At 41.7% G+C, this 26,135-nt stretch carries 18 protein-coding genes, 2 tRNA genes and 2 pseudogenes; 16 read left to right on the top strand and 6 right to left on the bottom strand.

The annotated features are described in order from the left end of the window. Window positions 1–123 precede the first annotated feature (123 nt). Complete coding sequence (locus tag J502_RS03245) at window positions 124–948, top strand: rRNA large subunit pseudouridine synthase E (RefSeq protein WP_005015086.1); 825 nt, start codon at window positions 124–126, stop codon at window positions 946–948. 332 nt (window positions 949–1,280) lie between these two features. Continuing rightward, window positions 1,281–2,297, top strand: a complete 1,017-nt coding sequence (locus tag J502_RS03240) for an ELM1/GtrOC1 family putative glycosyltransferase (protein WP_005015087.1) — start codon at window positions 1,281–1,283, stop codon at window positions 2,295–2,297. 225 nt (window positions 2,298–2,522) lie between these two features. Here the strand turns inward: J502_RS03240 and J502_RS03235 are convergent, their stop codons facing one another. Together J502_RS03235 and J502_RS03230 are read right to left on the bottom strand one after the other, a co-directional pair. Then, window positions 2,523–4,760: an NADP-dependent isocitrate dehydrogenase gene (locus tag J502_RS03235; protein WP_034683115.1), complete on the bottom strand. Its 2,238-nt coding sequence runs from the start codon at window positions 4,758–4,760 to the stop codon at window positions 2,523–2,525. A gap of 516 nt (window positions 4,761–5,276) precedes the next feature. Next, window positions 5,277–6,980 (bottom strand): annotated as a pseudogene (locus tag J502_RS03230) (M61 family metallopeptidase). A gap of 180 nt (window positions 6,981–7,160) precedes the next feature. On the opposite strand from J502_RS03230, the gene J502_RS03225 reads away from it, so the two are divergent. The 9 genes from J502_RS03225 to J502_RS03185 all read left to right on the top strand — a co-directional run bounded on the left by J502_RS03225 (window position 7,161) and on the right by J502_RS03185 (window position 19,561). Continuing rightward, on the top strand, window positions 7,161–8,474 hold the full coding sequence (locus J502_RS03225) for a D-alanyl-D-alanine carboxypeptidase PBP6B (RefSeq protein ID WP_005015094.1): 1,314 nt from the start codon (window positions 7,161–7,163) through the stop codon (window positions 8,472–8,474). A gap of 116 nt (window positions 8,475–8,590) precedes the next feature. Beyond that, window positions 8,591–9,862: an NAD(P)/FAD-dependent oxidoreductase gene (locus J502_RS03220; protein WP_005015095.1), complete on the top strand. Its 1,272-nt coding sequence runs from the start codon at window positions 8,591–8,593 to the stop codon at window positions 9,860–9,862. A 138-nt stretch (window positions 9,863–10,000) separates the two neighbouring features. After that, complete coding sequence (locus J502_RS03215) at window positions 10,001–10,483, top strand: FKBP-type peptidyl-prolyl cis-trans isomerase (protein WP_005015096.1); 483 nt, start codon at window positions 10,001–10,003, stop codon at window positions 10,481–10,483. A gap of 138 nt (window positions 10,484–10,621) precedes the next feature. After that, entirely contained in the window at window positions 10,622–12,061 is a 1,440-nt protein-coding gene (locus J502_RS03210; RefSeq protein WP_034683114.1) for a cryptochrome/photolyase family protein, read from the top strand. Window positions 12,062–12,542: 481 nt separating this feature from the next. Then, window positions 12,543–13,925 (top strand): adenosylhomocysteinase, encoded by a 1,383-nt coding sequence (gene ahcY / locus J502_RS03205; protein ID WP_034683111.1) that lies wholly within the window; start codon window positions 12,543–12,545, stop codon window positions 13,923–13,925. A gap of 81 nt (window positions 13,926–14,006) precedes the next feature. Then, window positions 14,007–14,843 carry a methylenetetrahydrofolate reductase [NAD(P)H] gene (metF, locus tag J502_RS03200; RefSeq protein WP_005025240.1) on the top strand — a complete coding sequence of 279 codons (837 nt, stop codon included), beginning with the start codon at window positions 14,007–14,009 and terminating at the stop codon, window positions 14,841–14,843. Between the two features lie 40 nt (window positions 14,844–14,883). Continuing rightward, entirely contained in the window at window positions 14,884–15,603 is a 720-nt protein-coding gene (locus tag J502_RS03195; RefSeq protein ID WP_005015100.1) for a 16S rRNA (uracil(1498)-N(3))-methyltransferase, read from the top strand. A 354-nt stretch (window positions 15,604–15,957) separates the two neighbouring features. Further along, window positions 15,958–18,228, top strand: coding sequence for an NADP-dependent malic enzyme (locus tag J502_RS03190; protein WP_005015102.1), 2,271 nt, complete (start codon window positions 15,958–15,960; stop codon window positions 18,226–18,228). An 85-nt stretch (window positions 18,229–18,313) separates the two neighbouring features. Next, on the top strand, window positions 18,314–19,561 hold the full coding sequence (locus J502_RS03185) for a multifunctional CCA addition/repair protein (protein WP_034683110.1): 1,248 nt from the start codon (window positions 18,314–18,316) through the stop codon (window positions 19,559–19,561). 52 nt (window positions 19,562–19,613) lie between these two features. On the opposite strand, the pseudogene J502_RS03180 reads toward J502_RS03185, so the two are convergent. After that, a pseudogene (locus J502_RS03180) lies at window positions 19,614–20,794 on the bottom strand (S1C family serine protease). Between the two features lie 170 nt (window positions 20,795–20,964). On the opposite strand from J502_RS03180, the gene J502_RS03175 reads away from it, so the two are divergent. The 5 genes from J502_RS03175 to J502_RS03155 all read left to right on the top strand — a co-directional run bounded on the left by J502_RS03175 (window position 20,965) and on the right by J502_RS03155 (window position 23,498). Beyond that, window positions 20,965–21,723, top strand: a complete 759-nt coding sequence (locus J502_RS03175; RefSeq protein ID WP_005025232.1) for a Nif3-like dinuclear metal center hexameric protein — start codon at window positions 20,965–20,967, stop codon at window positions 21,721–21,723. Window positions 21,724–21,872: 149 nt separating this feature from the next. Beyond that, window positions 21,873–22,499, top strand: a complete 627-nt coding sequence (sodB, locus tag J502_RS03170) for a superoxide dismutase SodB (protein WP_005015109.1) — start codon at window positions 21,873–21,875, stop codon at window positions 22,497–22,499. A gap of 145 nt (window positions 22,500–22,644) precedes the next feature. Continuing rightward, window positions 22,645–22,720: transfer RNA gene (locus tag J502_RS03165), tRNA-Asn, on the top strand. A 201-nt stretch (window positions 22,721–22,921) separates the two neighbouring features. Next, window positions 22,922–22,997 (top strand) — tRNA-Asn (locus tag J502_RS03160). 57 nt (window positions 22,998–23,054) lie between these two features. Then, window positions 23,055–23,498 carry a DUF2726 domain-containing protein gene (locus tag J502_RS03155; RefSeq protein WP_005015110.1) on the top strand — a complete coding sequence of 148 codons (444 nt, stop codon included), beginning with the start codon at window positions 23,055–23,057 and terminating at the stop codon, window positions 23,496–23,498. A gap of 37 nt (window positions 23,499–23,535) precedes the next feature. Here J502_RS03155 and J502_RS03150 read toward each other — a convergent pair whose 3' ends face one another. The 3 genes from J502_RS03150 to ubiA form a co-directional block, all read right to left on the bottom strand. Next, the gene (locus J502_RS03150) at window positions 23,536–23,739 is read right to left on the bottom strand and encodes a hypothetical protein (protein WP_034428789.1); all 204 of its coding nucleotides are present in this window, start codon (window positions 23,737–23,739) and stop codon (window positions 23,536–23,538) included. A gap of 98 nt (window positions 23,740–23,837) precedes the next feature. After that, window positions 23,838–25,145 (bottom strand): alpha/beta hydrolase family protein, encoded by a 1,308-nt coding sequence (locus tag J502_RS03145; protein WP_005015115.1) that lies wholly within the window; start codon window positions 25,143–25,145, stop codon window positions 23,838–23,840. Window positions 25,146–25,251: 106 nt separating this feature from the next. Next, window positions 25,252–26,133, bottom strand: a complete 882-nt coding sequence (ubiA, locus tag J502_RS03140) for a 4-hydroxybenzoate octaprenyltransferase (RefSeq protein ID WP_005015117.1) — start codon at window positions 26,131–26,133, stop codon at window positions 25,252–25,254. Window positions 26,134–26,135 lie beyond the last annotated feature (2 nt).

The following is a 26,135-nucleotide window of genomic DNA, read 5'->3' as shown; positions in this document are numbered from 1 at the left end:
CTTACATGATATACTTTAATCGATCTTAGGGCTTGGTTGAGATTTATACGAGAAATAACAACATTTCTCTATTAAATAAAACGTCGTTATTTTTTGTTGTATACACTGAAGTTGAAATTCCCTATGAAAATTATCATTTTTAATAAGCCTTATGATGTGCTTTCACAGTTTCGTGAAGACTCTAAGCATTTAACACTCTCCCATTTTATTCATGATCCTGAATTACGGCTGGCCGGTCGTTTAGACTTGGACTCAGAAGGTTTAATGTTTCTCACCGATCATGGTGGTTTGAATCAGTTCATTACTAATCCCAAGAATAAAAAGTTTAAAACCTATCTGGCACAAGTTGATGGCGATATTACAGAAGAAGCTCTTGAGCAGTTACGTCGAGGGGTCGAACTGGCAGATGGTATGACTTTACCAGCCAAAGCCCGTAAGGTTGAGCAGCCGGAATGGTTATGGGACCGCGATCCTCCTGTGCGCTTTCGTGCCAGCATTCCTACCACCTGGGTTGAGCTGCAAATCTGTGAAGGCCGAAACCGGCAGGTACGCCGTATGACAGCTGCAGTAGGCTTTCCGACTTTACGTCTGATTCGCACACAAATTGGCACTATTGACTTGGTAAAACTTGGTCTCCAACCAGGTGAGCAGGTTGAAATTGAGCCTCTGCTTTATCCGGACTTTAAAGATGTGCCTGCAGATAAACCTTATACAGGCCGCAGTGCACCACGTAGTGCAGCAAAAAAGCCCTTTGAACAGAAAGATGGCAAGTCCAAATTTAATAAAGAACAGCCTAAAGACAAAGGGGCAAACAAAGCAGGTAAAAAGTTACCATCCGGCGGAACAAAACGCGTATGGCAAACAGAAGAAGGTGAGGCGAAGCCACGTCGCAAGACTAATGGGACTACCCGTCCAGGAAAAATTCGTCGATCTAACCGCTTTGGTTAATTAGAGTTAAGAGCAGTTGAATAATCATATAATTCTCTGCTCTTTTTTAATTTTATAAATTATTTTAGAAGCTGTATTTTATAGCGCTATTCTATAAAAATTTCTTGTTGAAACATATCACTGCTATAGACACGGAGAATAATGATAAAGGCTGAGCTACATATATATGCAGTACTTACAAAAGGCTGGATTGTTGCAATCTAAAACTCTTAAAATTGTAATTTGAGATACAATAGTCTGTTAAATCTGACATTTATATAAATTTTTCCTGCATCTAGCTACCATTTTTTTGTTTATTCTGTGCTCAATAGATTAATCACAGGATAGAACGGATGATCAGAGAACTTTCGGGCCAATCCCAAATTTTGGTAGTGCATGATGGTCGTACTGGTCATTTAAACCCCTCTCTTGCAATTGGAGAGATTCTTGAACAACAGTTTAGAAATTCTTATGAAACCTTAAAAGTTCCAGTAAATCTGGGCAACTCTATGGTCAGCCTATTAAAGCGTCTTTCTTGGTTTCCTAGATTATTTGGTGTAATGGCAAAGCTAATATTTGGAGCGGCCCCAGTGCATATTGCCCAGTATCGGTTGATTGTGTGTTCAGGTATGTCCAATCTGTTGTATTCAGCTTATCTGTCGCAAGAGTTCGATATCCCTTTGGCATTTTCAGGTGATATAGGTAGTTTTAATGAACACTTAATTCACTGGACCATTAGCGCATTGGCTCAACCTACTCAGGTTGAACAGATTATTTTACCTACCCTTCCGGTCAGGAAAAAATTTATTGAACTCCGTGCTCAACCTCACTGTGGTGAGGCAAGTTTGCTATTGGGCGGCCCTACCCACGAATATCCCTTTACACAAGCAGACTATCTTAACATTATCCGTCATTTTGATTTTTTTGTGCAGGCTTATAATATCCAGGGCTATATTGTTTGCTCGAGGCGTACGCCTGCCTTTAATAGCCGAATTAAAAAATATCTCAAGACCTCAGGACTACAATTTGTGTCTATAAATGACACTACACCAATTGAACATCTGGTTGCGAGAAGCAAATATATTTTTGTGACTGAAGATAGTAGTACCATGCTTTCTGAAGCAATTCAGAGCGGTCGGATTGTACGGTCAGTCTGCCTGAATCCCGAACACAATAACTTGTTGATTGAAAAGTATTTACACAATCATCTTATACAGCGCCAGCCAGCAAATCAGCCCTTTTATACAGATGAACGTTTTCCTTATATTGCCGATCTAGATCTGATCTGCCCACTGGGTAGTCATTTCCGCAATTATTTATTATTTGATGATCATTATGCGCCTTATGATCTGCGCAGGAAATTTGCTTAAAAACAATTTACAGACTCAAGCATTTAGGGAATAAAGATAAGAGTAATAATGTTTAGAGTTCTATCTTATAAATCTGATTAAAACATAAAAGCTAAAAATAACAATGATATTCTTAGCGTGTAGAAAAATTCATTCTATAAAAGTTTTTTTAGTATTTGATTAAAAAAGCCAGTGCATGTGCACTGGCTTTTATATTATCAGCAGGTTATCCGGCTTTATACAATGTTAAACAGCAACGCTCGAAATTACATTATTGAATGTGGTACTTGGACGCATTACTGCATTTACTTTTGCCTGATCAATAGCGTAATAGCCACCAATATCAGCTGGTTGACCCTGCACTTGTGCAAGCTCGGCAATAATCTTCTCTTCATTTTCAGCTAAGGCTTGGGCCAGTGGAGCAAATTTTGCTTTAAGTTCAGCATCTTCGTCCTGTGCAGCAAGTGCCTGAGCCCAATATAGTGATAAATAGTAGTGACTACCGCGGTTATCCAGTTCACCAGTACGACGTGATGGAGATTTATCATTATCGAGCAGTTTACCAGTAGCTTCATCAAGTGTTCTGGCTAACAGCTTGGCGCGGTCATTACCTTCCTTGATACCCATTTCTTCTAAAGAAACAGCCAGTGCCAAGAATTCACCTAAAGAATCCCAGCGTAAGTGGTTTTCTTCAACTAACTGCTGAACATGTTTTGGTGCAGAACCGCCAGCACCCGTTTCATACATACCGCCCCCAGCCATTAATGGCACAATAGACAGCATTTTCGCTGATGTACCCAGTTCCATAATCGGGAACAGGTCAGTCAGGTAGTCACGTAAAATATTACCTGTTACTGAAATAGTATCCAGACCGCGAGCTACGCGCTCAAGCGTATAACGCATTGCACGTACTTGAGACATGATCTGGATATCCAGACCAGTCGTATCATGATCTTTTAAGTATTTCTGGACTTTCTTGATCAGCTCATTTTCATGTGGACGGTATGGGTCAAGCCAAAAGATAGCCGGCATACCTGAGTTACGTGCACGATTTACAGCCAGTTTTACCCAGTCACGGATTGGCGCGTCTTTCACTTGGCACATACGCCAGATATCACCTTTTTCCACATTCTGAGACATCAGCACTTCACCCGTTTCAAGATCAGTGATGTTTGCGATACCCGCTTCAGGAATCTCGAATGTCTTGTCATGGGAACCGTATTCTTCAGCTTTTTGCGCCATCAGACCAACGTTAGGTACCGTACCCATCGTACGTGGATCGAAATTACCATTCCACTTACAGAAATTAATCATTTCCTGATAGATACGTGCAAAAGTCGATTCAGGCATTACTGCTTTACAGTCATAAGGTTTGCCATCAGCGCCCCACATTTTACCGCCACCGCGGATCATTGCCGGCATAGAAGCATCGACAATGACATCATTTGGTGAGTGGAAGTTAGTGATCCCTTTTGCAGAATCAACCATCGCAAGCGCTGGACGGTGCTCTTGACAAGCATGCAGGTCAGCAATAATTTCTTCACGTACAGAGGTTGGTAAAGTTTCAATTTTCTCGTAAAGACCGGCCATACCGTTGTTAACGTTAATGCCTAGCTCGTCAAACAGTTTACCGTGCTTTTCGAATGCATCTTTGTAGTAAATACGCACACAGTGACCGAATACGATCGGGTGTGATACTTTCATCATGGTCGCTTTTACATGTAAAGAGAACAGGATGCCAGCTTCTTTACAATCATCTAATTCTTTTTCATAGAAGTCACAAAGCGCTTTTTTGCTCATGAACATTGAGTCGATGATTTCGCCATCTTGAAGCGCTACTTTTGGCTTCAGAACAATGGTTTCACCAGACTTGGTGATCAATTCCATTTTTACATTACGCGCACGGTCAAGTGTCATTGACTTTTCGCCGTGGTAGAAGTCCCCTTCCTGCATATGTGAAACATGGGTTTGTGACCAAGGCTTCCATTCACCCATAGAGTGCGGGTGTTTTTTCGCATAGTTTTTGACTGCAGCTGGTGCACGACGGTCAGAGTTACCTTCACGTAGTACAGGGTTTACTGCAGAACCCAAACATTTACTGTAACGTACCTTAATTGCTTTTTCTTCTTCGGTTACCGGGTTTTCTGGATAATCCGGAATTGCATAACCTTTTGATTGAAGCTCTTTGATACACGAGATCAACTGCGCAACAGAGGCACTGATATTTGGAAGCTTGATAATATTAGTATCTGGATCTTGGGTAAGACGACCTAGCTCTGCAAGATTGTCTACTACCTTCTGCTCTTCACTGAGGTAGTCCGAGAATTCAGCGAGCACGCGTGCAGCCACAGAAATGTCAGTTTTAACAACTTTAACACCGGCCGGCTTAGTAAAGGTCTCAATGATCGGCAGTAGCGAATAGGTCGCCAGCAGTGGCGCCTCGTCAGTCAGTGTGTAAATGATAGTTGACTTTCCACCAGCCATATATAGCCCCTTGCGTTGGATTGAGTGTTTAAGGATTGAGCTTTTGGCCCTGCCCCTTTAAACCGAAATGCTTAAATAAACCTTGAGAGTATCAGCCCTCATGACCTTTCAGTCAACGCAAGATCTTGTGATAACGACATTTCGATACGAAATAGTAGTGTATAGCTTAAAAGCTTTACTATGAAATATGGTTAGTTTAGGTAAAATATAATATTACCTTCCTAAGCACCGACTACTTTTTATACAATTCATCAAAACTGTTATTTCGCCAAGAAATACTATCAAGTTAAGTTGCTTACAAGCTAGAGCAAATATATTACGGCTTGATGTCTAAACTCTATTTATAAAATGATGAGCTATTTCTTATAGTTTATATCAAGCAGATCCTATTTTAAGATTTGCTCTACTAAACAATAAGTTCTCTCTATAAGATAAAACGAACTATATCTAATTTTAAAATTACAGAATATAAAAAACCGGTACATGAGTACCGGTTCAAGTGATATGTAGCACTTGTTAGGCATTTAACCAAGTTTCAATCTTGGCTTGATTATCTACTTTTAGCTCTACAGCAGTTAGATCTGTAGAACCACCTTGCACTTCAAACTGCATCAGCTCATCACGACGGAAAGCAAGCAAGCTATAATTTCCTTGCTGTTTTGCATATTTTTCAATCAGTTTAGTGGTGGCTTTTAAACCATCAATTGCAATGATAATATCATGGGCAGAAAGTCCTGCTTTTGCACCGACTCCATCACGGCGTACAGTCTGCACAATTACCCCTTCGGCTTTATCTGCCAGTTTTAAACCAAATGGCAGAGACTTGTCATTTTTCAAACTGTAACTAAGACCAAACTCCGGCAAGAGCTGCTCAAGTGGCAATTAATCAGTCGTGTTAATCAGATGATTAATCTGTTCAATCCACTTATCACCAGTCAACTGCTCGCACAAATCATAAATAGTACGTTCATTTACCTGTATGCCGTTTTGAGTGTTTTCATACAACTTACGCATTAAAGCGTCGAGGCTCGAACCACGTAAACGCAGGCCCAGATCCAGACATAGTGCTACCAGGCAGCCTTTATTGTAATAGCTGGTGCCCGCATTGTTTGAATTTTCATCCTGACGGTAAAATTTCACCCAGGCATCAAAACTTGACTCTGCCACGGTCTGCACAAAACGGCCCGGATTTTGTAAATAGCGGTCTATCTGGGCTTTGAGTAATTCTAAATAGGATTCCTGCTTGATTACGCCGCTACGCAATAAAATGAGATCGTCATAATAAGAAGTGAATCCTTCAAAAATCCATAACAGTGAAGTGTAACCTTCCTTGTTCAGATCATAGTCAGTAAAGTTTTCTGGACGTATAAATTTGACCAGCCATGAATGAAAATATTCATGGCTGCACAGTCCTAAAAAGCGCTGATAATCCTTGGAGGGTTCTTCAGGCTCATCAGCCTTAGGCAAATCATCACGTGGAGTAATTAAACTGGTACTGTTCGGATGTTCAAGACCACCATAACTGTTACCTGTAGCCATGGTCATAAAGGTATAATGTTCAAACGGCGCTGAGCCAAACATGGAAATTTCTGTCGCACAGATTTTTTCAATATCTTGCTGCATGCGCTCAACATTCATTGCATGTTTGCCGGATACCACAAACTCATGTGGAATGCCTTGTGCTTTAAAGCTGAAACGGGTCTGCTCTGCCAGTTCAAATGGTGCATCAATAAGCTCCATATAATTCTTGGCTTTTAAGGTATAACGGCCTCGAACTAGTGTCTTAGAGCTTAAAGCGGTGGCAAGCTGAAAGTGTTTCAACTCTTCCGGTAAAAATACCTCAGCCTCAATAGCTGTGTCTTCTTGCCCCTCCAGCCCCAGACAAACACAGGCCGGATTTACGTAAAGACGGGTTTGGTCAACATAAGCTCCGCGAACTGAAAGATCATAGGCATACACATCATATTCAACCGTAATCAGCTCATGGTCTGTATTAAACAGGCGCCATTTATTTTTTTCAGTCTTACTGATGTTTAAAATCCGGCCTGCTTCATCATAGGCTTTCACTGCTTCGATATGCTTTGAGAACTCACGAATCAAATAACTGCCCGGAATCCAGGTCGGTAACCACAGGACCTGATTTGGATTGGCCAAGAAGCGTAAAGTTACGTGAATCAGGTGCTGGCGATAGTCATCGAACTCGATTTGATAATGCAACATAAGTCGTAATAAAAGATCAACAGAAAAAAATTAGCATTTAGCTTAGCATTTTTTTACAAAGTGATGCGGATAAGTCTTATTTGTCCTTAAAAGTCGCTAGCATTCAGAAAAAAAAAGGCATAGCATGCCTGTGTTTTTCGCATCATCTGCGATCAATCCGGCATATAAAGGTACTTCCCGTTGAGAATATTTGCTTACCTCTTTATTTTATTTAGCTTGTGCTGTGCCAGTCTGGCTAACGCCCGCCTGCTTCAGGTGGTCCCTGAATCAGTTGAAGCCGCAGCCTGGAGCATTCTGGACCCGCAGTCGGGACAGATAATTGCCGAATATAATAGTGAGGTACAGCGCTCACCTGCTTCACTTACCAAGATGATGGTGGCTTATATTGCCCTCAAGGAAATTGAGAACGGGAAACTGAATCGAAATGAAATTCTGACTGCGACCCCGGTGGTAAAAATGGTCATGTGGGATGAATCTCAGATGTATCTGAAGGAAGGCGAGCAGATTTCAGTTGATCAGCTTCTGGCTGGTCTTATTGTGATGTCAGCCAATGATGCTGCGGTGACTTTAGCAGAGCGAATTTCTGGAAATGTGCCTGCATTCATTGAACGCATGAATCAGGAAGCTCAAAAGCTTGGAATGAAAAATACTCATTTTACCAACCCAGCTGGCATTACTATGGATGGGCATTATTCAACTGCGCATGATCTGGCACTGCTGGGTCAGGCACTGGTAAATGACACACCGGATTATCTAAATTACTCCAAACAGCAGAGCTTTACCTATAACAATCATTTTCATCGTGCTACCAATCTGTTACTCAAGCAGGATGCAACAGTAGACGGACTAAAAACCGGTTTTACCAAAGCTGCGGGTTATAACCTTGCGCTTACAGCCAGTCGCCCTACCATGAATGCAGATTTACCTAACCGCCGCCTGATTGTGGTAGTTATGGGTACAACCAGTGCTGTAAAACGTGCCGAGGTAGCTTATAAGTTGCTGAATCTGGGCTATGCATATACGCGAGATGAAGTTGCGATCAAAGATAAACAACTACTTGGTGAACTGCCGGTAGTCAAGTCAACCTTAAAAATGTTTAAGGTAAAATCAGCCCAACCGAAGATTATAACGACCTCTTTATATAACCAGCCTTATGCAATTGACCTACAGACTTTTGATAATGCAACCCAGCGTATTATGCTTAATACGGGTAATGGTATATTGCAAACCATCGAACCCTTGCAGACGACCAACACTCATATCAATATTGAACTGAATACCAAGCAGTTAACTGCCCCGTTAATGCAGGTCATGAAACTTGCAACTGTGCATGTCTATCAGAATAACCAGCTGATCAGCACATTTGATATTGAAAATGAAGTGCATATTGAAGAAGCTAATTTTTTTCAGAGAATCTTTTTATGGTTGGTCAGCTTATTTCCGTTTATGAGTAATGATGAGATGAAAACTGCACCAGAAGTATTTAATTCTTAACTGTTAAAATCTATAAACCCATATAAATATAACAAAGAATCAATCAGGAAGATGGCATAGTTTTGCCATCTTCTTTTTTTATGTTTCCTTAGAAATAAAATATAAACAGGTATAAAATGGCTCAAGAATTACATCATATCGTCGTGGTCGGCGGTGGCGCAGGTGGCCTCGAACTGGTGACCCGGTTAGGCAATAGTCTGGGCAAGCAAGCTAAAGCAAAAATCACGCTAGTTGACCAGAACCTTACTCATATCTGGAAGCCTCTTCTTCATGAAATCGCTGCCGGTACGCTGGACCCATATAGCGAGGAAGTCAATTATTTTGCTCATGCCGCCAGACATCACTACCAGTTTGTATCAGGCAGTCTATGTAATGTATTACCCGAGAAAAAACAGATTCAGCTTTGCTCCGCTACAGGCAAAAACCTTAAAACATTAAGCTATGACACGCTAGTACTTGCTGTGGGTTCGGTATCAAATGATTTCAATACCGAAGGAGCTAAAGAATATTGCTATTTCCTGGACAACCGTGCTCAGGCTGACCAGTTTCAGAAAGATTTATTGAACACTTATCTGGATGCACAGTATTCCCAACAGCCCAATCATCTTAATATTGCAATCATTGGTGCTGGTGCAACGGGTGTAGAGCTTGCAGCACAACTGGTCGAGGCTAAAGAAAATTTTTACCGTTATGGCCTGAATCATATACACCCTGATCTGGTTAAAATTACTTTGATTGAAGCAGCAGACCGAATTTTGCCTGCCCTTCCAGAAAAAGTGGCCGAAAATACATTACGACAAATCAAAACGCTAGGCATTGAAGTCCTGACTGGCCATAAAGTACAACATGTCGCTAAAGACCATATCTCTTTTCAGGATGGAAGTGCCTTGCAAACTGATTTGAATATCTGGGCAGCCGGTATCAAGGCACCGCAGGTCATTGAACAGCTAGAAAGCTTTGAAAAAGATCACTTAAACCGTATTAAAGTCTATGCCACCCTGCAGACTTATAATTACCCGGATATTTTTGCTTTCGGTGATTGTGCACATTGTCAACTTGAAGCAGACCAGCCACCCCTTGGGCCCCGTGCTCAGGTTGCCAGCCAGCAAGCAAATTTTCTGGTTAGAGCTTTAACAGCCCGTATTGCGGAGCGGCCAATACCCATGTTCCATTTTTCCGATAAGGGCTCACTGATTTCATTAAGCCAGAATAAGGCTGTGGGCCAACTCTTGGGCCAGGTAAATGTCCAGGGATCGGTCGCCAAAGGCTTGTATATCTCACTATACCGCTTACATCAGGCTAATATATATGGCTACAACCAGGCTGGTGCACTCACAGTGAGAGATTTTGTTACACGAAGAATTCGGCCGAAAATAAAATTGCATTGAAATTTCATCACACAACCCCATAATTGAATAAATTGGCTTCAAAAAGATCGAAATCACAGTTTTTTTAGGATTTTTCTTCTAAAAGCGCTGTGTTTCATCTTATGATGTACCCTTCAAAAAATTGACTGGATCAATAATATGACTGCTATTGCAAATAATCATGTGGTTTCATTCCACTATACACTGACCAATGCAGAGGGCGAGACTCTCGACCAATCTCAGGGTGAACCACTGGCTTATTTGCACGGTGCGGGTAACATTATTCCTGGTTTGGAAAATGCGTTGGCTGGTAAAACAGTAGGCGAGAAATTTACTGTAAATGTACCTGCTGCTGAAGGTTACGGTGAATATAATCCTGACCTTGTACAGGAAGTTCCAGCTCAAATGTTCCAAGGTGTAGATAATATCCAGCCTGGTATGCAGTTCCAAGCACAAACTGATGACGGTGTTCAGATCGTGACTGTTAAAGCAGTTGAAGGCGAAAACGTACTGGTTGATGCGAACTTCCCGCTAGCTGGTCAAGACCTGACTTTTGAAGTTGAAATTGTTGATATCCGTGATGCAACTCAAGAAGAGCTTGATCATGGGCATGTTCATGGCGCGGGTGGTCACCACCACTAAGATCGTCTGATCAAAAAAGGCAAAGCTCAGGCTTTGCTTTTTTTATAGTTATTTTTCAGTATTAGAAATAGCTTCAGCTTGATTTTTTAAATATTTTTCTTAATGATAAACATAATGTTATTTTAATTACTGGCTTTTATGTCTGCATATCAACTGGTCTGGTTCCGTCAGGATTTACGTATTGTTGACCATTCTGCATTATGGCATGCCAGACAGACTGGTCCCTGCATTGCGCTTGTTACCCTTTCACCAGTTCAATGGCGGCAACATGATGATGCCGTGATCAAAATTGATCTTTATTTAAGACAGCTTAAAGTTTTAAAAGAACAGTTAAAACAGCTCAATATCCCTATCATTATACAAACTATTCCTCTCTGGAAGGAAGTTCCTGAGTTTTTGCTTGAATGCTGTCAAAGTTTAAGCGTTCAGCAAATACATGCCCATATTGAGGCAGGTATAAACGAGCAGCAACGTGATCAGGACTGTCAGCAACTGCTCGATACATCCGGTATTGCTTTGACTTTATACCAAGACCGCACTCTATTCCCTTTCGGTAGTATTACCAACCAAAATGGACAGCCTTATCAGGTCTTTGGTGCCTTTAAAAAAGCCTGTTATAGCCGTTTAGAAATAGCGCTACCAAAATGTTATACAGAAATTACAGCTCAAAATCCTATAACTCTCCCTGCTCTTGATCAGTTTCAGCAGACAGTGCTAGATATCAGGCAGCTTTTTGACATACCTGTTCCAGAATCCATTCAACAGCTCTGGCCTGCTTGCGAAAACTATGCTCATACATTACTTGAACAATTTCTTGAAAATCATATTCAGCATTATCATATTGAGCGAGACTTTCCTGCACACTCCGGAACCAGTCAGCTCTCTGCCTATTTGAATATTGGCGTACTTTCTATACGCCAATGTATACAGGCTTTATTCCGGCATCAAAGCGGGTACTTTGTGCCTGAACAGGAGGGCCAGAGCATCTGGCTAGATGAGCTGCTATGGCGTGAATTTTATCAGCATATTCTTTATCTGTTTCCAAATGTCGCAAAATATTTACCTTTCAAAGCCAATGCTCGGAATATTCCCTGGCACGATGATAAAACTGCATTAACTGCCTGGCAGCAAGGCCAAACTGGTATTCCAATTGTAGATGCAGGAATGCGGCAGTTATTGGTCACTGGCTGGATGCATAACCGGGTCCGCATGATTACAGCCATGTTCTTGTGTAAGAATCTTCTGATTGACTGGCGCCAAGGTGAACAGTGGTTTATGCAGCATTTGATTGATGGTGACCTGGCGGCAAATAATGGGGGATGGCAATGGTGTGCTTCCACCGGCACGGATTCAGTGCCCTATTTCCGTATTTTCAACCCGGTCAGTCAGTCCAGAAAGTTTGATCCTGAAGGTCAATATATCCGTACATGGATACCGGAACTGGCACATCTGGATGCTAAAACAATTCACGCACCCTATGAAAGTAAAACTGTCCAGCAACTGCACTATCCAAAACCCATAGTAGATTTAAAATACAGTCGTGCTCGGGCTATTGACCACTTTAAACAGTATTTGTAGAACTTCTACTCTTAAAAAGAGACTGGATATTATGCAGATATATGTATTTTGCAGAGTGATATTGATGCTTTTTGACAGCGGATTTCACGTCTGGACTTTAAAATCTGATATAAAAAACTGCAGGTCGGGTATTCACTATTCGGATTAAAAATAATGTTTATTTTAAGTGCAAATTGCATCATGATTTATAACTGGTAATAAGATTAAAAACTGTAATGCAATTTTTAAGATTACAACCAAAACAGGCAGACTTTTGACCAGTCAAAACCTTGGTATAAGGAAAATAAATAATATTGCATCTTATAACTTGGAACGTTTTTAGAATCCAAGTACAATACTGCGCTAGTCGAGGGATGCTGCGACGTTTTACAGGCACTAAATGTAAAATCGCCAGGCTCGACGATCGGTATGTCTGTTCAAGCTTACCAACAACGGCATCCGCGAACTGAATGATCCATACTATTTTTTCTAGGAGATCCTGATGAACGCGGTTACTGCTTCATTTACAGATTATAAAGTTGCCGATATTTCACTTGCTGATTACGGCCGTAAAGAAATTAAACTTGCTGAAGCTGAAATGCCTGCCCTGATGGGTCTGCGTAAGCGCTATTCAGCAGCAAAACCACTGGCAGGCGCGAAAATTCTCGGCTGTATCCATATGACCATTCAAACTGCTGTTTTAATTGAAACACTGGTTGAATTGGGCGCAGAAGTTCGCTGGACTTCATGTAATATCTTCTCGACTCAAGACCACGCTGCTGCTGCAATTGCTGCATCTGGTATTCCTGTTTTTGCCTGGAAAGGCGAAACTGAAGAAGAATACATGTGGTGTCTTGAACAGCAAATCAATGTAAACGGCAAACCTTGGGATGCCAACATGATTCTGGATGATGGCGGTGACTTAACGGCTGTTGTACATGAAAAGTATCCTGAACTGATTGCAAAAATTCATGGTATTACTGAAGAGACTACTACGGGTGTTGCACGTCTACTCGAAATGTGGAAAGACGGTTCACTCAAAGTTCCTGCCATCAATGTCAATGATTCCGTAACCAAGTCTAAAAATGATAACAAGTATGGCTGTCGTCACTCACTTAACGACGCCATCAAACGTGCAACAGACATGCTGCTTTCTGGCCGCCGTGCACTTGTCATCGGTTATGGAGATGTAGGTAAAGGTTCTGCACAATCACTTCGTCAAGAAGGCATGATTGTACGCGTAACTGAAGTTGACCCAATCTGTGCAATGCAGGCCTGCATGGATGGTTATGAAGTAGTATCTCCATATAAAAATGGTGTTCAGACCGGTAATAAAGAAGATATTAATGTAGATCTTCTCAAAAATACTGATCTGATTGTTACTACAACCGGTAACTACCACGTATGTGATGCTGCGATGCTGGATACACTAAAAGCAGGTGCAGTGGTTTGCAATATCGGTCACTTCGACACTGAAATCGATACAGCTTACCTGCGTGGCTATAAATGGGTTGAAGTCAAACCTCAGGTACATCAGGTATATCGTTCAGAAAATGAAAACGATTATCTGATTCTTCTTTCTGAAGGTCGTTTAGTGAACCTGGGTAATGCTACAGGCCATCCATCTCGTGTGATGGATGGTTCTTTTGCCAACCAGGTTTTAGGCCAGATGCACCTGTTTGCCGAGAAATTTGCTGATCTTCCAGAAGATCAAAAACAAGCAAAAATCCGTGTAGAACTGCTACCGAAGAAACTGGATGAAGAAGTTGCTGCCGCAATGGTTGCAGGTTTTGGTGGAGTACTGACACAACTGACCACTGAGCAGGCAGCTTACCTTGGTGTACCGGTAGAAGGTCCGTTCAAGTCTGACGCTTATAAATATTAAGATATCTTAAGGGCAGATGTTTAGGCATCCTGCCCTTTTCTTTGTCTGGCATATTTATAAATTAAACAAAGGATTTGAAAAATGACTAAACGTGTTCCGATTTCTTTTGAGTTTTTTCCGCCAAAAACTGATGCTGGCGCAGAAAAGCTCAAACTGGTTCACCAGGATCTTCAACATTTGAATCCGGAATTCTTTTCGGTGACTTATGGTGCCGGAGGTTCCACCCGTGAACGTACCTTGGCTGCAATTGAAGAGTTTAATGGCAAGGGTACACCGGTAGCACCTCACCTTTCCTGTATCGGGGATGATAAGGCACGTATAGCAGAGCTGCTGGATCTGTATAAATCTCAAAACATTAAACGTATTGTTGCCCTGCGTGGTGATTTGCCATCCGGTCAGGTCGGTCTGGGCGAACTTCCATATGCACAGGATCTGGTACGTTTTATTCGTGAACATTCAGGTGATCACTTTCATATTGAAGTTGCAGCCTATCCGGAGATGCATCCTCAGGCAGAAAGCTTTGATGCTGATATTCGTCGCTTTATTGAAAAGGTTAATGCTGGCGCAAATGCGGGTATTACCCAGTTTTTCTTCAATCCGGATTCCTATTTTTATTTCTTGGATCGCCTTGCAAAGGAAGGGATTCATATTCCTATTGCACCAGGTATTATGCCCATCATTAACGCCAGCAACCTGATCCGCTTTGCTGACGGCACAGGTGCAGAAATTCCTCGCTGGATTCGTAAACAGCTCTCTGCTTATGGCGATGACAGTGTGGCAATTAAGGACTTTGGTCATGAAGTCGTGCTAAAGCTTTGCGAACGTCTGATTGCTGGTGGTGCACCAAGTCTGCATTTCTATTCAATGAACCAGACCGAACCCACCCGCCAGCTTGTACTTGACCTGGGTTTAGCCTGAGCTAAATTAATCATCTGCTTTTTTGAAGAGTAATACATTCATGCCACGTTTTTATATTGAAGCTGATTTAACTGTAGGAACAACAGTTGAGCTTACAGAAACAGTGTTTCATCATTGGGTGAAGGTATTACGTGCACAGATTGGTGACAGTGCCACCCTGTTCAATGGACGGGGTGGTGAATTTGAAGCGAATTTGACAGAAATCAGCAAGAAAACTGCATCTGTTGCAATCAGGTCGTCTAACCCGGCAGATCGTACTCCACCTTTTACAACAGTATTGGGTCAGGTCATGAGCAAAGGTGACCGAATGGATTATGTCATTCAGAAAGCCACAGAACTGGGTGTTACGACCATTCAGCTGTTAACATCAGAACGATGTGAAATGCGCTTAAAATACGATCGCGATCAAAAAAAGCTCGATCACTGGCAAGCTGTTGTAATTGCAGCCTGTGAGCAATGTGGCATGAACCGGATTCCAGAGATATTACCCCCTGTTCCACTCACAGACTGGCTACAGCAGAATTTACCAGCAACCCGGCTAGTGCTTGCTCCCAATAAGCGTCAGCAGAATGTTTTAACCGATGCTCAAACAGATCTGGCACTGTTAATCGGTCCGGAAGGCGGGTTGAGTGAAGCAGAAATAGACATGGCCAATCATGCTGGCTTTAAAAACTGGTGCATTGGAGAACGCATACTGCGTACTGAAACAGCGCCTGTAGTCGCTTTGTCTATCTTAAATCACCATTTCTCAACACACTAGACTTATACCAATATACGAAGTTAAATTAAGTCATTATTCATCACTTTTAACTCAAGCTTGTAAATACGTGATTAACTAATGACTAGTTTCAGTTATATTCGTATTTAAAAAAACCCGTAATCATTTTGATATAAGCTCTTATATCCTCTGGGCATTGTGAGCTTTTATTTTCAGCTCGCTTTTTTCTTAAAATATTTTAACTATAAAGCCAGACATTATGACTATAACTTGAGTGAATGGAAAAAGCCTGGTTTTACGCTGGGATAAGCGCTCAAGTAATGGTATATTCGATAAAATTTAGCCAAAACCGACCAGCATGCTGCTGGGCCAACACATGTAACAATCGAGATTCAAATGGACGATCAATCATTAAAACAGCAAGCTTTGTACTATCATGAATTCCCAACACCAGGAAAAATTAGCGTCACTCCAAGCAAACAGCTTGTCAACCAGCGTGATCTGGCTTTAGCCTATTCTCCAGGTGTTGCAGCTCCGTGTCTTGAGATTGAACGTGACCCTTCAGCTGCCGCAAAATATACGGCACGGGGCAATCTGGTTGCTGTGGTCAGTAATGGTACTGCTGTTTTAGGACTGGGGAATATTGGTCCATTAGCCTCTAAACCGGTAATGGAAGGCAAAGGTGTACTCTTTAAAAAATTTGCCGGTGTCGATGTATTTGATATTGAAATTGCTGAAAATGATCCCGACAAGATTGTTGATATTGTGGCAGCACTTGAGCCTACATTCGGCGGTATCAACCTTGAAGACATTAAAGCACCAGAATGTTTTTATATTGAGCGCAAACTCCGTGAGCGCATGAATATTCCGGTATTTCATGATGACCAGCATGGTACCAGTATTATTGTAGGTTCTGCCCTGCTAAATGCCTTGCAACTGATCAATAAAAAAATTGATGAGATCAAGATTGTAGCCTCAGGCGCCGGTGCTGCTGCGTTATCTTGTCTTGATCTGCTGTGTGCGCTGGGCGTAAACAAAGACAATATTATTGTTGCTGACTCTCGAGGCCTGCTAACCACCTCACGTGATGGGCTGGATGAGTCTAAAAAACGCTATGTACAGGACATTCCGCAAACCCAGCTCCATGAAGTCATGGCCGGTGCAGATATGTTCCTGGGGCTTTCTGCCGCAGGTATCCTGACCAAAGAAATGGTCAAGCAAATGGCAGAGAACCCGATTATTTTCGCACTTGCCAATCCGGACCCTGAAATTCTGCCTGAACATGCTCACGAGGTCCGTCCTGATGTCATTATGGCAACAGGCCGTTCAGACTATCCGAATCAGGTCAATAATGCCCTGTGCTTCCCGTATATCTTCCGTGGCGCACTTGATGTGGGTGCAACTACAATTAATGAAGAAATGAAAATTGCCTGTGTACATGCGATTGCACGTATGGCACATATTGAAGCAGATGCAGCGACATATGGCGAAAAATCAGCTTCATTTGGCCGTGAATATTTAATTCCGCGTCCACTGGATCAACGCCTAATTCTGGAAATTGCTCCTGCTATCGCTCAGGCAGCGATGGATTCTGGTGTAGCTACCCGCCCGATTGAAGATTTCTCAGCTTATCGCCAGCGTTTGTCCGAGTTTGTTTATAACTCGGCATTTATCATGAAGCCAATTTTTGCACAGGCGAAGACTGATCCGAAACGCATTGCTTATGCTGAGGGTGAAGACCTTCGTGTATTACGTGCTGTTCAGATTGCAGTAGATGAAGGTCTGGCTAAGCCGATTCTGGTTGGACGTACTGCGGTTATTGAAGCTAATATCAAAAAACTAGGATTGCGTCTTGAACAGGGCGTAAATATTGAAATCGTAGATCAGGAAAAGAATCCTGACTATGAAAAGTTTGCGGACGATTATTATCAGTTAATGCAGCGTAAAGGGGTAACACCTGAATATGCACAGCGTGAGGCACGTCGCCGCTCCACTTTGATTGCAGGCATGCTGGTACGTCATGGCAAAGCAGATGGTATGCTCTGCGGTACATATTCAAGCTATGACATTCACCTAGATTTTGTTAAAAATGTCATTGGGTTACGTGAAGGTCGTAGTACGTTCTTCACTTTAAATGCATTAATGCTTGAAGACCGCACCCTGTTTATTGCAGATACCTATGTCAATACTAATCCGACTGCCGAGCAGCTCGCTGAAATGACAATTCTGGCAGCTGAAGAAGTACGCCGTTTTGGGATCGCGCCCCGCATTGCCCTGTTATCACATTCAAGCTTCGGTTCTGACCAGACGGATGCAAGTGCACAAAAAATGCGTCAGGTATATGAAATTCTGTCACGCATTGCGCCAGAGCTGGAAGTTGAAGGTGAAATGCACGGTGATGCAGCACTTGATGAAAATATTCGTCATTTTGCATTCCCGAATTCACGCTTCAAAGGTTCTGCCAACTTGCTGATTATGCCAAATCTGGATGCAGCCAATATTTCGTTTAACCTGCTTAAATCTACTTCAGGCAATAACGTAACAATTGGCCCGATTCTGCTCGGTGCTGCTAAACCGGTGCATATTTTAACCCCAACCGCCACCACCCGTCGTCTGGTTAATATGACTGCACTGACTGTTGCTGAAATTCAGCAAGCTGAGGTATAAGCTTCAACTGAATAAAAGCTAAAGTTCTTTACTTGAGAAAACCTCTATTCTGTTGCATGATTGCTTGAAGAATAGAGGTTTTTTCATGCAAGTTTATTTAGTAGGCGGTGCTGTCCGGGACCATTTGCTTGGCCATCCCTATCAAGAAAAAGATTATGTTGTGGTAGGAGCAACGCCTGAGCAGCTTCTCGCTCAGGGTTTTATGCCAGTTGGTAAGGATTTTCCAGTATTTCTGCATCCTGATACTAAGGATGAATATGCTTTAGCGCGTACTGAGCGTAAATCCGGTCAAGGCTATCATGGTTTTGAATTCCATACGGATAGTAGCGTGACTCTGGAAGAAGATTTAATCCGTCGCGATTTAACGATTAATGCTATGGCCATGGATGAACAAGGTCAGGTATATGATCCATATCAGGGCCGGCAAGATCTCAAAAATAAAGTTTTACGCCATGTTTCCGATGCCTTTATTGAAGATCCGCTTCGGGTATTACGTGTTGCCCGTTTTGCTGCTCGCTATGCTCCTTACGGTTTTAAAATTGCTGAAGAGACCATGGGTCTCATGCAGCAACTGGTCAATACAGGCGAACTGGATACTTTGACCCCAGAGCGGGTCTGGAAAGAAACCTCTCGTGCGTTAATGGAACAGCGCGCTGATGTCTATTTTGAAGTTTTACGTGAATGTGGCGCTTTAAATATCCTGTTACCCGAACTGAATGCCCTGTTTGGAGTTCCCCAACGTCCAGAATATCATCCTGAAATTGACTGCGGAATTCATACACTGATGTCCTTACAACAGGCATGTCAGGCGAATTATTCACTTGATGTACGTTTTGCGGTACTGGTTCATGCCCTTGGCAAACCCCTTACGCCAACAGATATTCTCCCCCGCCATATCATGCATGAAGAACGTGGTGTAAAACCCGTAACTGCTGTATGCGATCGTTTAAAAGTTCCTGCTACTACCAAGCAACTGGCTCTGGCAGTCTGCAAAGAACACTTAAAATGCCATCAGGCTTTAACTCTAAAACCTGGAACCTTATGGCGCCTGTTGCAGCGTTTAGATGTTTTACGCCGTCCGGAACGGGTCGAAGCTTTTGTACAGGCATGTGAATGTGACTCTAGAGGCCGCTTAGGTCTAGAAAACCGTCCTTATCCGCAAGCCAGCTACATGTATCAAGTCATCGAGATTGTCCGTTCAATCAAGGCGCAAGACTTACCTCCGGAAATACAAGGGCCGGATATTGGAGAAATGTTGATTCAGCGCCGAATTGAAGCTATTGCCACATTTAAGGCTGAGTTTCTTTCTTCTCAATCTTCTAACCAGTTGTAGTTTTAAAATAAATATAAAAAAAGCCTCCATATAGAGGCTTTTTACTGGAAGATTAACGGCGAGGTAATGGAATAAACTGGGAGTTCTGATTCTGAACTTCACGCTCTCCTACATTTACGTTTAAGGTCTGCTGCTTGCCTTCGCGCTCCACCAGAAGCTGGATAGTGCTGTTCGGTGCTTGCAGAGCGACATAATTGATTAAATGAGATGTTGAGGTAATCTGCTCATTATTCACTTTTAAAATGCGGTCCCCTACCTTTACACCGGCTTTGGCAGCTGGGCCATTACCCAGTACTCCCGCAACCACGACACCTGGCTCACGTGGTGCCAGTACATCAGTTTGTGCAGGTGGGACCAGACTGATACCTAGCCATCCTCTTACTACGCGGCCATCTTTCAAAATGGCATTTAACACCTGCTGACAGACTTTAGCCGGAATGGCAAAACCTATTCCAAGTGAGCCACCGGTCTGTGAGAAAATTGCCGTATTTACCCCAATCAGATTACCTGCAACATCGATTAATGCACCGCCTGAGTTACCCGGGTTAATTGCAGCGTCTGTCTGGATAAAGTCTTCATAGGTATTTATTCCCAAATCAGAACGACCAGTTGCAGAGATAATTCCCTGCGTTACCGTTTGCCCTACCCCAAACGGGTTACCAATTGCCAACACCACATCACCGACTTCATTACCACTGAGTTTAAAAGGTAAAACAGGTAATTTATCCAGTTCAATCTTGATAACGGCAAGGTCAGTATCAGGATCAGTACCAATAATTTTTGCTTCAGCACGGCGACCATCATTTAAAGCCACCACAATCTGTTCTGCTTGTGCCACTACATGGTTATTGGTCAGGATGTATCCATCAGGACGTACAATAACACCTGAGCCAAGACTGTTTTCATTCTGCTGGCTATTAAACTGGTCTGGTAGCTGGTCCCCAAAAAATTCACGAAATGCGGATCATTTAATAAAGGATGATTCATCTGCCGAACTTTTTGCGTGGTAAAAATATTAACCACCGCAGGTGCAGCAACTTTTACTGCCGCATTATAAGAGACTACTCCTCCAGAACGGGAGGTATCAATTAAAGGTTCAACTTTTTCAGCAGGCATTTTTACGCCATCAGCAGCGACTGGCGCTTTGGGCTGATGGAATTTCTGCCAGCCAATAAAACTGATAATCACAATGACCAGCAGTACCCAAGGTAACCAGGCAAAGGTTCGGCGCACGTTATTATCCTCTAGATTCTTTTGATTTGTTAATGCGTAATAGATCTAGGTGATTGTAATACAAATACAAAATATACGCTTTAAAACACACTAAAGTTTTGTCTGGCTTTAGTTACAAGATAAAATATGTTTCTATATCCCATTGTCCAGTTTAATTATTAAGGTAAATCATGGCCAGGTTGACTGATATTCTTCAATGGTGTGATCAGACATTGAAAACTTCCGAATTTCGTGACTATGCGCCGAACGGTTTGCAAATTGAAGGCTCGCAGGAAGTAAATAAAATTTTGTGTGCAGTTACTGCATCACAAGAAGCTATTGATGCGGCGATTGCACAAAAAGCAGATCTGTTATTGGTTCATCATGGTTATTTCTGGAAAGGCGAACCCTATCCGATTACCGGTATGCGCGGCAAACGTATTAAAACTTTAATACAGAATAACATCTCTCTTGTCGCTTTTCATTTACCTTTAGATTCACACCCAACATTGGGTAATAATGCTGCCATTTCTGATTTACTTGGCCTTGAGCATCTTGAAGCACTTGATCCATCTGAACGGCATCCGGTGGGTAACATTGGTTATTTACCAGAAGCATTAAGTCCGGAAGCATTTAGAAATTATCTGGCAGAACGTTTAAACACCCAGGTACTTCATCTACCTGCGGAAAAGTTATCTGTGCAAAAAATAGGTTTTTGTACTGGAGCTGCTCAGGATTTCATTACTAAAGCAGCTGTTCAGGGTTGTGATGCTTATATTTCCGGTGAGGTTAGTGAGCGAACTTATTATGAGGCTCAGGAATTAGATGTGCATTACTATGCCTGTGGGCACCATGCGACTGAACGTTATGGTGTACAACGCTTAGGTCAAGCACTGGCTGAACAGTTTGCCCTCGAATATCATTATCATGAACTGAACAATCCGGTTTAAACCTTATGTTACGATTGGAATCGTTTACAAGTTTATAAATTCGGCCTTTATTATGTATTGTTATTTAAAAAGCGTGGCCTACCATGCAGATAATCAATTACAATAGAGGCACTTAATTGTATAACCCAGCAAATGCAAGGAATTAGAACATGACAACCATTACTTTACCTCCTCTTCCTTATGACTACGATGCGCTTGAGCCGCACATTAGTAAAGAAACTTTAGAATTCCACCATGACAAACATCACAACACTTATGTGGTGAATCTGGTTAAAGCAATCGAAGGTACTGACCTCGAAGGTAAAGAGCTGGACGACATCATCAAAGCAACTGCGGGTGATGCATCTAAAGCAGGTATTTTTAACAATGCAGCCCAAGTATGGAATCATACATTCTACTGGAACTGTATGACTAAAAATGGTGGCGGTAAAGCTACTGGTCCTGTTGCCGAGAAAATTGATGCAGCTTTCGGTTCTTATGAAAAATTTGCTGAAGAATTCGCAACTGCGGCTACTACACAATTTGGTTCAGGTTGGGCTTGGTTAGTGGCTGATGAAGTAAATGGCAACCTGTCAATCATGAAAACTTCAAATGCAGATACGCCATTGGCTCATGGTAAAGTAGCGATTCTGACCATTGATGTATGGGAGCATGCATATTATATCGACTACCGCAATGCGCGCCCTAAGTATATCTCTACTTTCCTGGAAAGCCTGGTAAACTGGGAATATGTAAATGCAAAACTTGCAGGCCAGCCTGCTGGAGTTGAGAAATAATCTTTCTCTTGCCTTAAAAAGTCACCCTGCGGGGTGATTTTTTATTACATTATTTTATAAATGAATATTTATAGATCAATCAGTTTATTCTTATAAATTATTTAATTGACGCCTATATAATTGATCCGTAGAATGGCCCACAGATTCTCCCATAGCTCAGTCGGTAGAGCGACGGACTGTTAATCCGCAGGTCCCTGGTTCGAGCCCAGGTGGGAGAGCCAAGATTCTAAAAAGCCCCCTTATTTAAGTGGGCTTTTTTTTATTACGCCAAGAATATATTCAAGTTATTCCTATTGATAGGTCTTATTGTTCGCCAAGATTCACTTACTGAATATTTTTAAAACAAACGCTTTAAATCTAATGATTTTTTAGCTATTTCCACTTGACCATTTATCTCTTCCTCCATAGAATAGCCCACAGATTCTCCCATAGCTCAGTCGGTAGAGCGACGGACTGTTAATCCGCAGGTCCCTGGTTCGAGCCCAGGTGGGAGAGCCAAGATTCTAAAAAGCCCGCTTATTTAAGTGGGCTTTTTTCTTATAGAAAGATCTTACTGTGTCAGAATTTATTCATAATTCATTTCTAATTATTGGTATCTTGGCAAGTCTTGGACTCCTATATTTAAGTCTTCAGCAGTACCTTACTTCTAAAAAGCAGTTTTCGGCTAAACCGGTCATTACTGCCTTTGAGAAGCGCATGTTTATTCGCCTTAAAGAGGCTCTCCCACAGCAGCATATACTGGCTCAAGTGGCATTTAGTGCACTCATTACGAGCGATGACTATAAAATCCGTCAGAAATTTAATCGCAAAGTTACAGATTTTGTCATTCTAAACACTCAGTTTGAAGTGATTGCCATAATTGAACTTGATGACCCTACACATCTTTATAAAGAAGAAGAAGACCGACAACGGGATGCGATGCTCAAAGAAGCGGACTACAGGATTATACGATATACAGAAATTCCAACTATTCGACAGCTTCAAAAAGATATACTTTAAGCTTTTGAGAATATATTTAATAACTCTGCCTGAAATTTCATTCTTTCTTTAATTTTTCTGCTTCTTCACGTGCCTTGATTTTTGCCAGTTGTTCAGCTTGTTGCTGTCGGTACTTTTCCTGATTCTTGGCATCACTGTTTACTGCAATATAAGCCATACTGACCAGAAAAATTGGAATCAATAAACCCAGTCCCATCAATACCCATAATTTAGCTTTCGATTGCACCGTTTCTTTAGTCATAGAAATATCAAAGATAAATAATTTAAAACTGACCCAATATAACAAAAAAAGGGCCTTCTTTAAGACCCTTTTAATTTGAATATTTTAAATATAAAAAATTATTGGGCTACTCCAGTACATTCAACATTTTTACTTGCATCTATTATTGATGGATCAAGCACTATATTGGTTCTAGCTGGCATCTTAGATTGTACAAATTGATAAATTTCAGCATTTCTACATACAATCGCCTGAGTATGAGCGGCTCCGTTAACAGGGACAAATGTCACATCAGTTCCCATTTTTTTAAGTCCCTCTTGTAAGGTATTAGTAACAGGATATGGTACAGCCATATCAGCAGTTCCCTGAACAATCATGACAGGTGAATTAATTTTTTTGGTAGCAGGCTGATTATCAGCCAAAAATTTCTTCACTGTTGGATTCTCTTGAAAATTACCAGCGAGACCAGGATAGTCCATAACTGTTTTACCAGCATTAGTCGCAAGAAAATCACGAATATCATCTGCGAATTTGTTATGCAAATCAGTTAAACACACTCCATTTTCGCCCGTAGTGCCTTCTGCAAACTCGGCTATACTTTGAGAACGTTGCTGGAAGATTTCACGATAATTAAATCTAGGTTCATAAGCAGTAATACCCACTGTGGTATATGCAGCATATGCAAGTAACTCGGCATATACTTCTACAGCTGTGCCAACAGGCGCAGTACCCGCCTGTTCTCTCCCAAGAATATCTTGAATTGCCTGTGGTGCAACTACAGAAATAATATAGCCAAGGCTAGAAGCTGGTGCTGCTGCAACCGCTCCTTTATAGTTACTGTCATTATTAGCAAACTCAGCTGTTCCTAATGAGGCATGCCCACCTTGAGATTGCCCAATCGACATCCATGAACTATTCAACTGACTGCCGTACTGATCTTTAGCAGCTTTTACTGCTGCAATTGCAGATTTAGCTTCACTTCCCAAATTAAGGTATGGATGGATTCCTCGAGTACCTAAACCTTCGTAGTCCGGAGCAATCACCACATAACCAGCTGCCAATAATGTATCAGCTAAAATTTTGAAGCGTGGATTAATAGTATTATTGCTTGGTGCACAGCTATCCCCTACGCCTACAGTACCGTGTTCCCAAACCACTACTCGATAACCATCCTTAGGTTGAGTAACTTTAGGGAACATCACTAGCGCAGTGGCTTCCGCTGTTTTTCCTTGTACATTGACCATATTATAGGACATGATTTTTATAGATGAAGCGCCACTCAAGCTATCTTTAGAATAAGACTTTTCAGAAATAAATGTCTGATCCGGATTTACCCCTCTATAATCGTCATTCTCATCATTACAGGCTGTAAGAAATAAAGCCGAAACTAAACTTGTTATAGTTAAAGCAATTCTTGAACGTCTCATAAAATATCCTTTTTATCAATTATTTATTCTGCATAAATTTATGCACAAATATTAAGACACAAAAAAAGTGTCCTGCATAGAACACTTTTCAACCTGAGTACTGTTTTTACGATATAAAATTTAACAATATTCCCAGAAAAATTATGAATCCAACCCAACGATTATGACGGAATGCCCAAAAACATATTTGGGGATTGCGGTCCTTGGTTTTAATTGTTTGATATATAAAATCGAATGCAACCACAACTAAAGCAATCATCGCCCATGGGAATAAAATATTTTCTAAATACAGTGCTGTACCAATTAGAATAAGGCTGCATAACTGTAAAAGTACGATAATTTGAATGTCATAACGACCAAAAAGGATGGCTGTAGATTTTACACCAATCTTTAAATCATATTCACGGTCAGTAATGGCATACTGCGTATCATAGGCAACAGTCCAGCACAGATTTCCAAAATAAAGCAGCCAGCAGATTAAATCTGGTGTCTGGCCCACTGCGGTATAGGCCATGGGAATAGACCAAGAAAAAGCTGCACCTAAAAAGACTTGTGGCAAATGAGTATAGCGCTTCATGAAAGGATATATGAATGCAAGCAATAAAGCGCCAAATGACCAGTAAAAAGTTTGAACAGGGAGGAAAAATAACAGACACGCGCTGGCAGCAACCAGAACCAGAAATACTAAAACCGCTTCTTTAGCACTAATTATACCAGTTGCCAAAGGCCGGGATTTGGTACGCTCTACATGTGCATCGACCTTCCGGTCAGCAAAGTCATTAATAGCACAACCGGCAGCACGCATAAAAATTACGCCTAAAGTCATAATAAAGAGAATTTTTAGGTCCGGTATACCTTTTGAAGCTATCCAGAGTGCCCACATGGTTGGCCAGAAAACCAGTTCGGTACCAATCGGTTTATCAAAACGGCATAAATAGTAATAAGCTTCCAGGCGCTCACGCCAAGTAATCTGATGCACAGTTGCCATGA

Source organism: Acinetobacter sp. 1294596, assembly GCF_000582925.1.
Lineage (GTDB): Bacteria > Pseudomonadota > Gammaproteobacteria > Pseudomonadales > Moraxellaceae > Acinetobacter > Acinetobacter radioresistens.
This window is presented reverse-complemented; position numbering and strand designations above follow the sequence as displayed.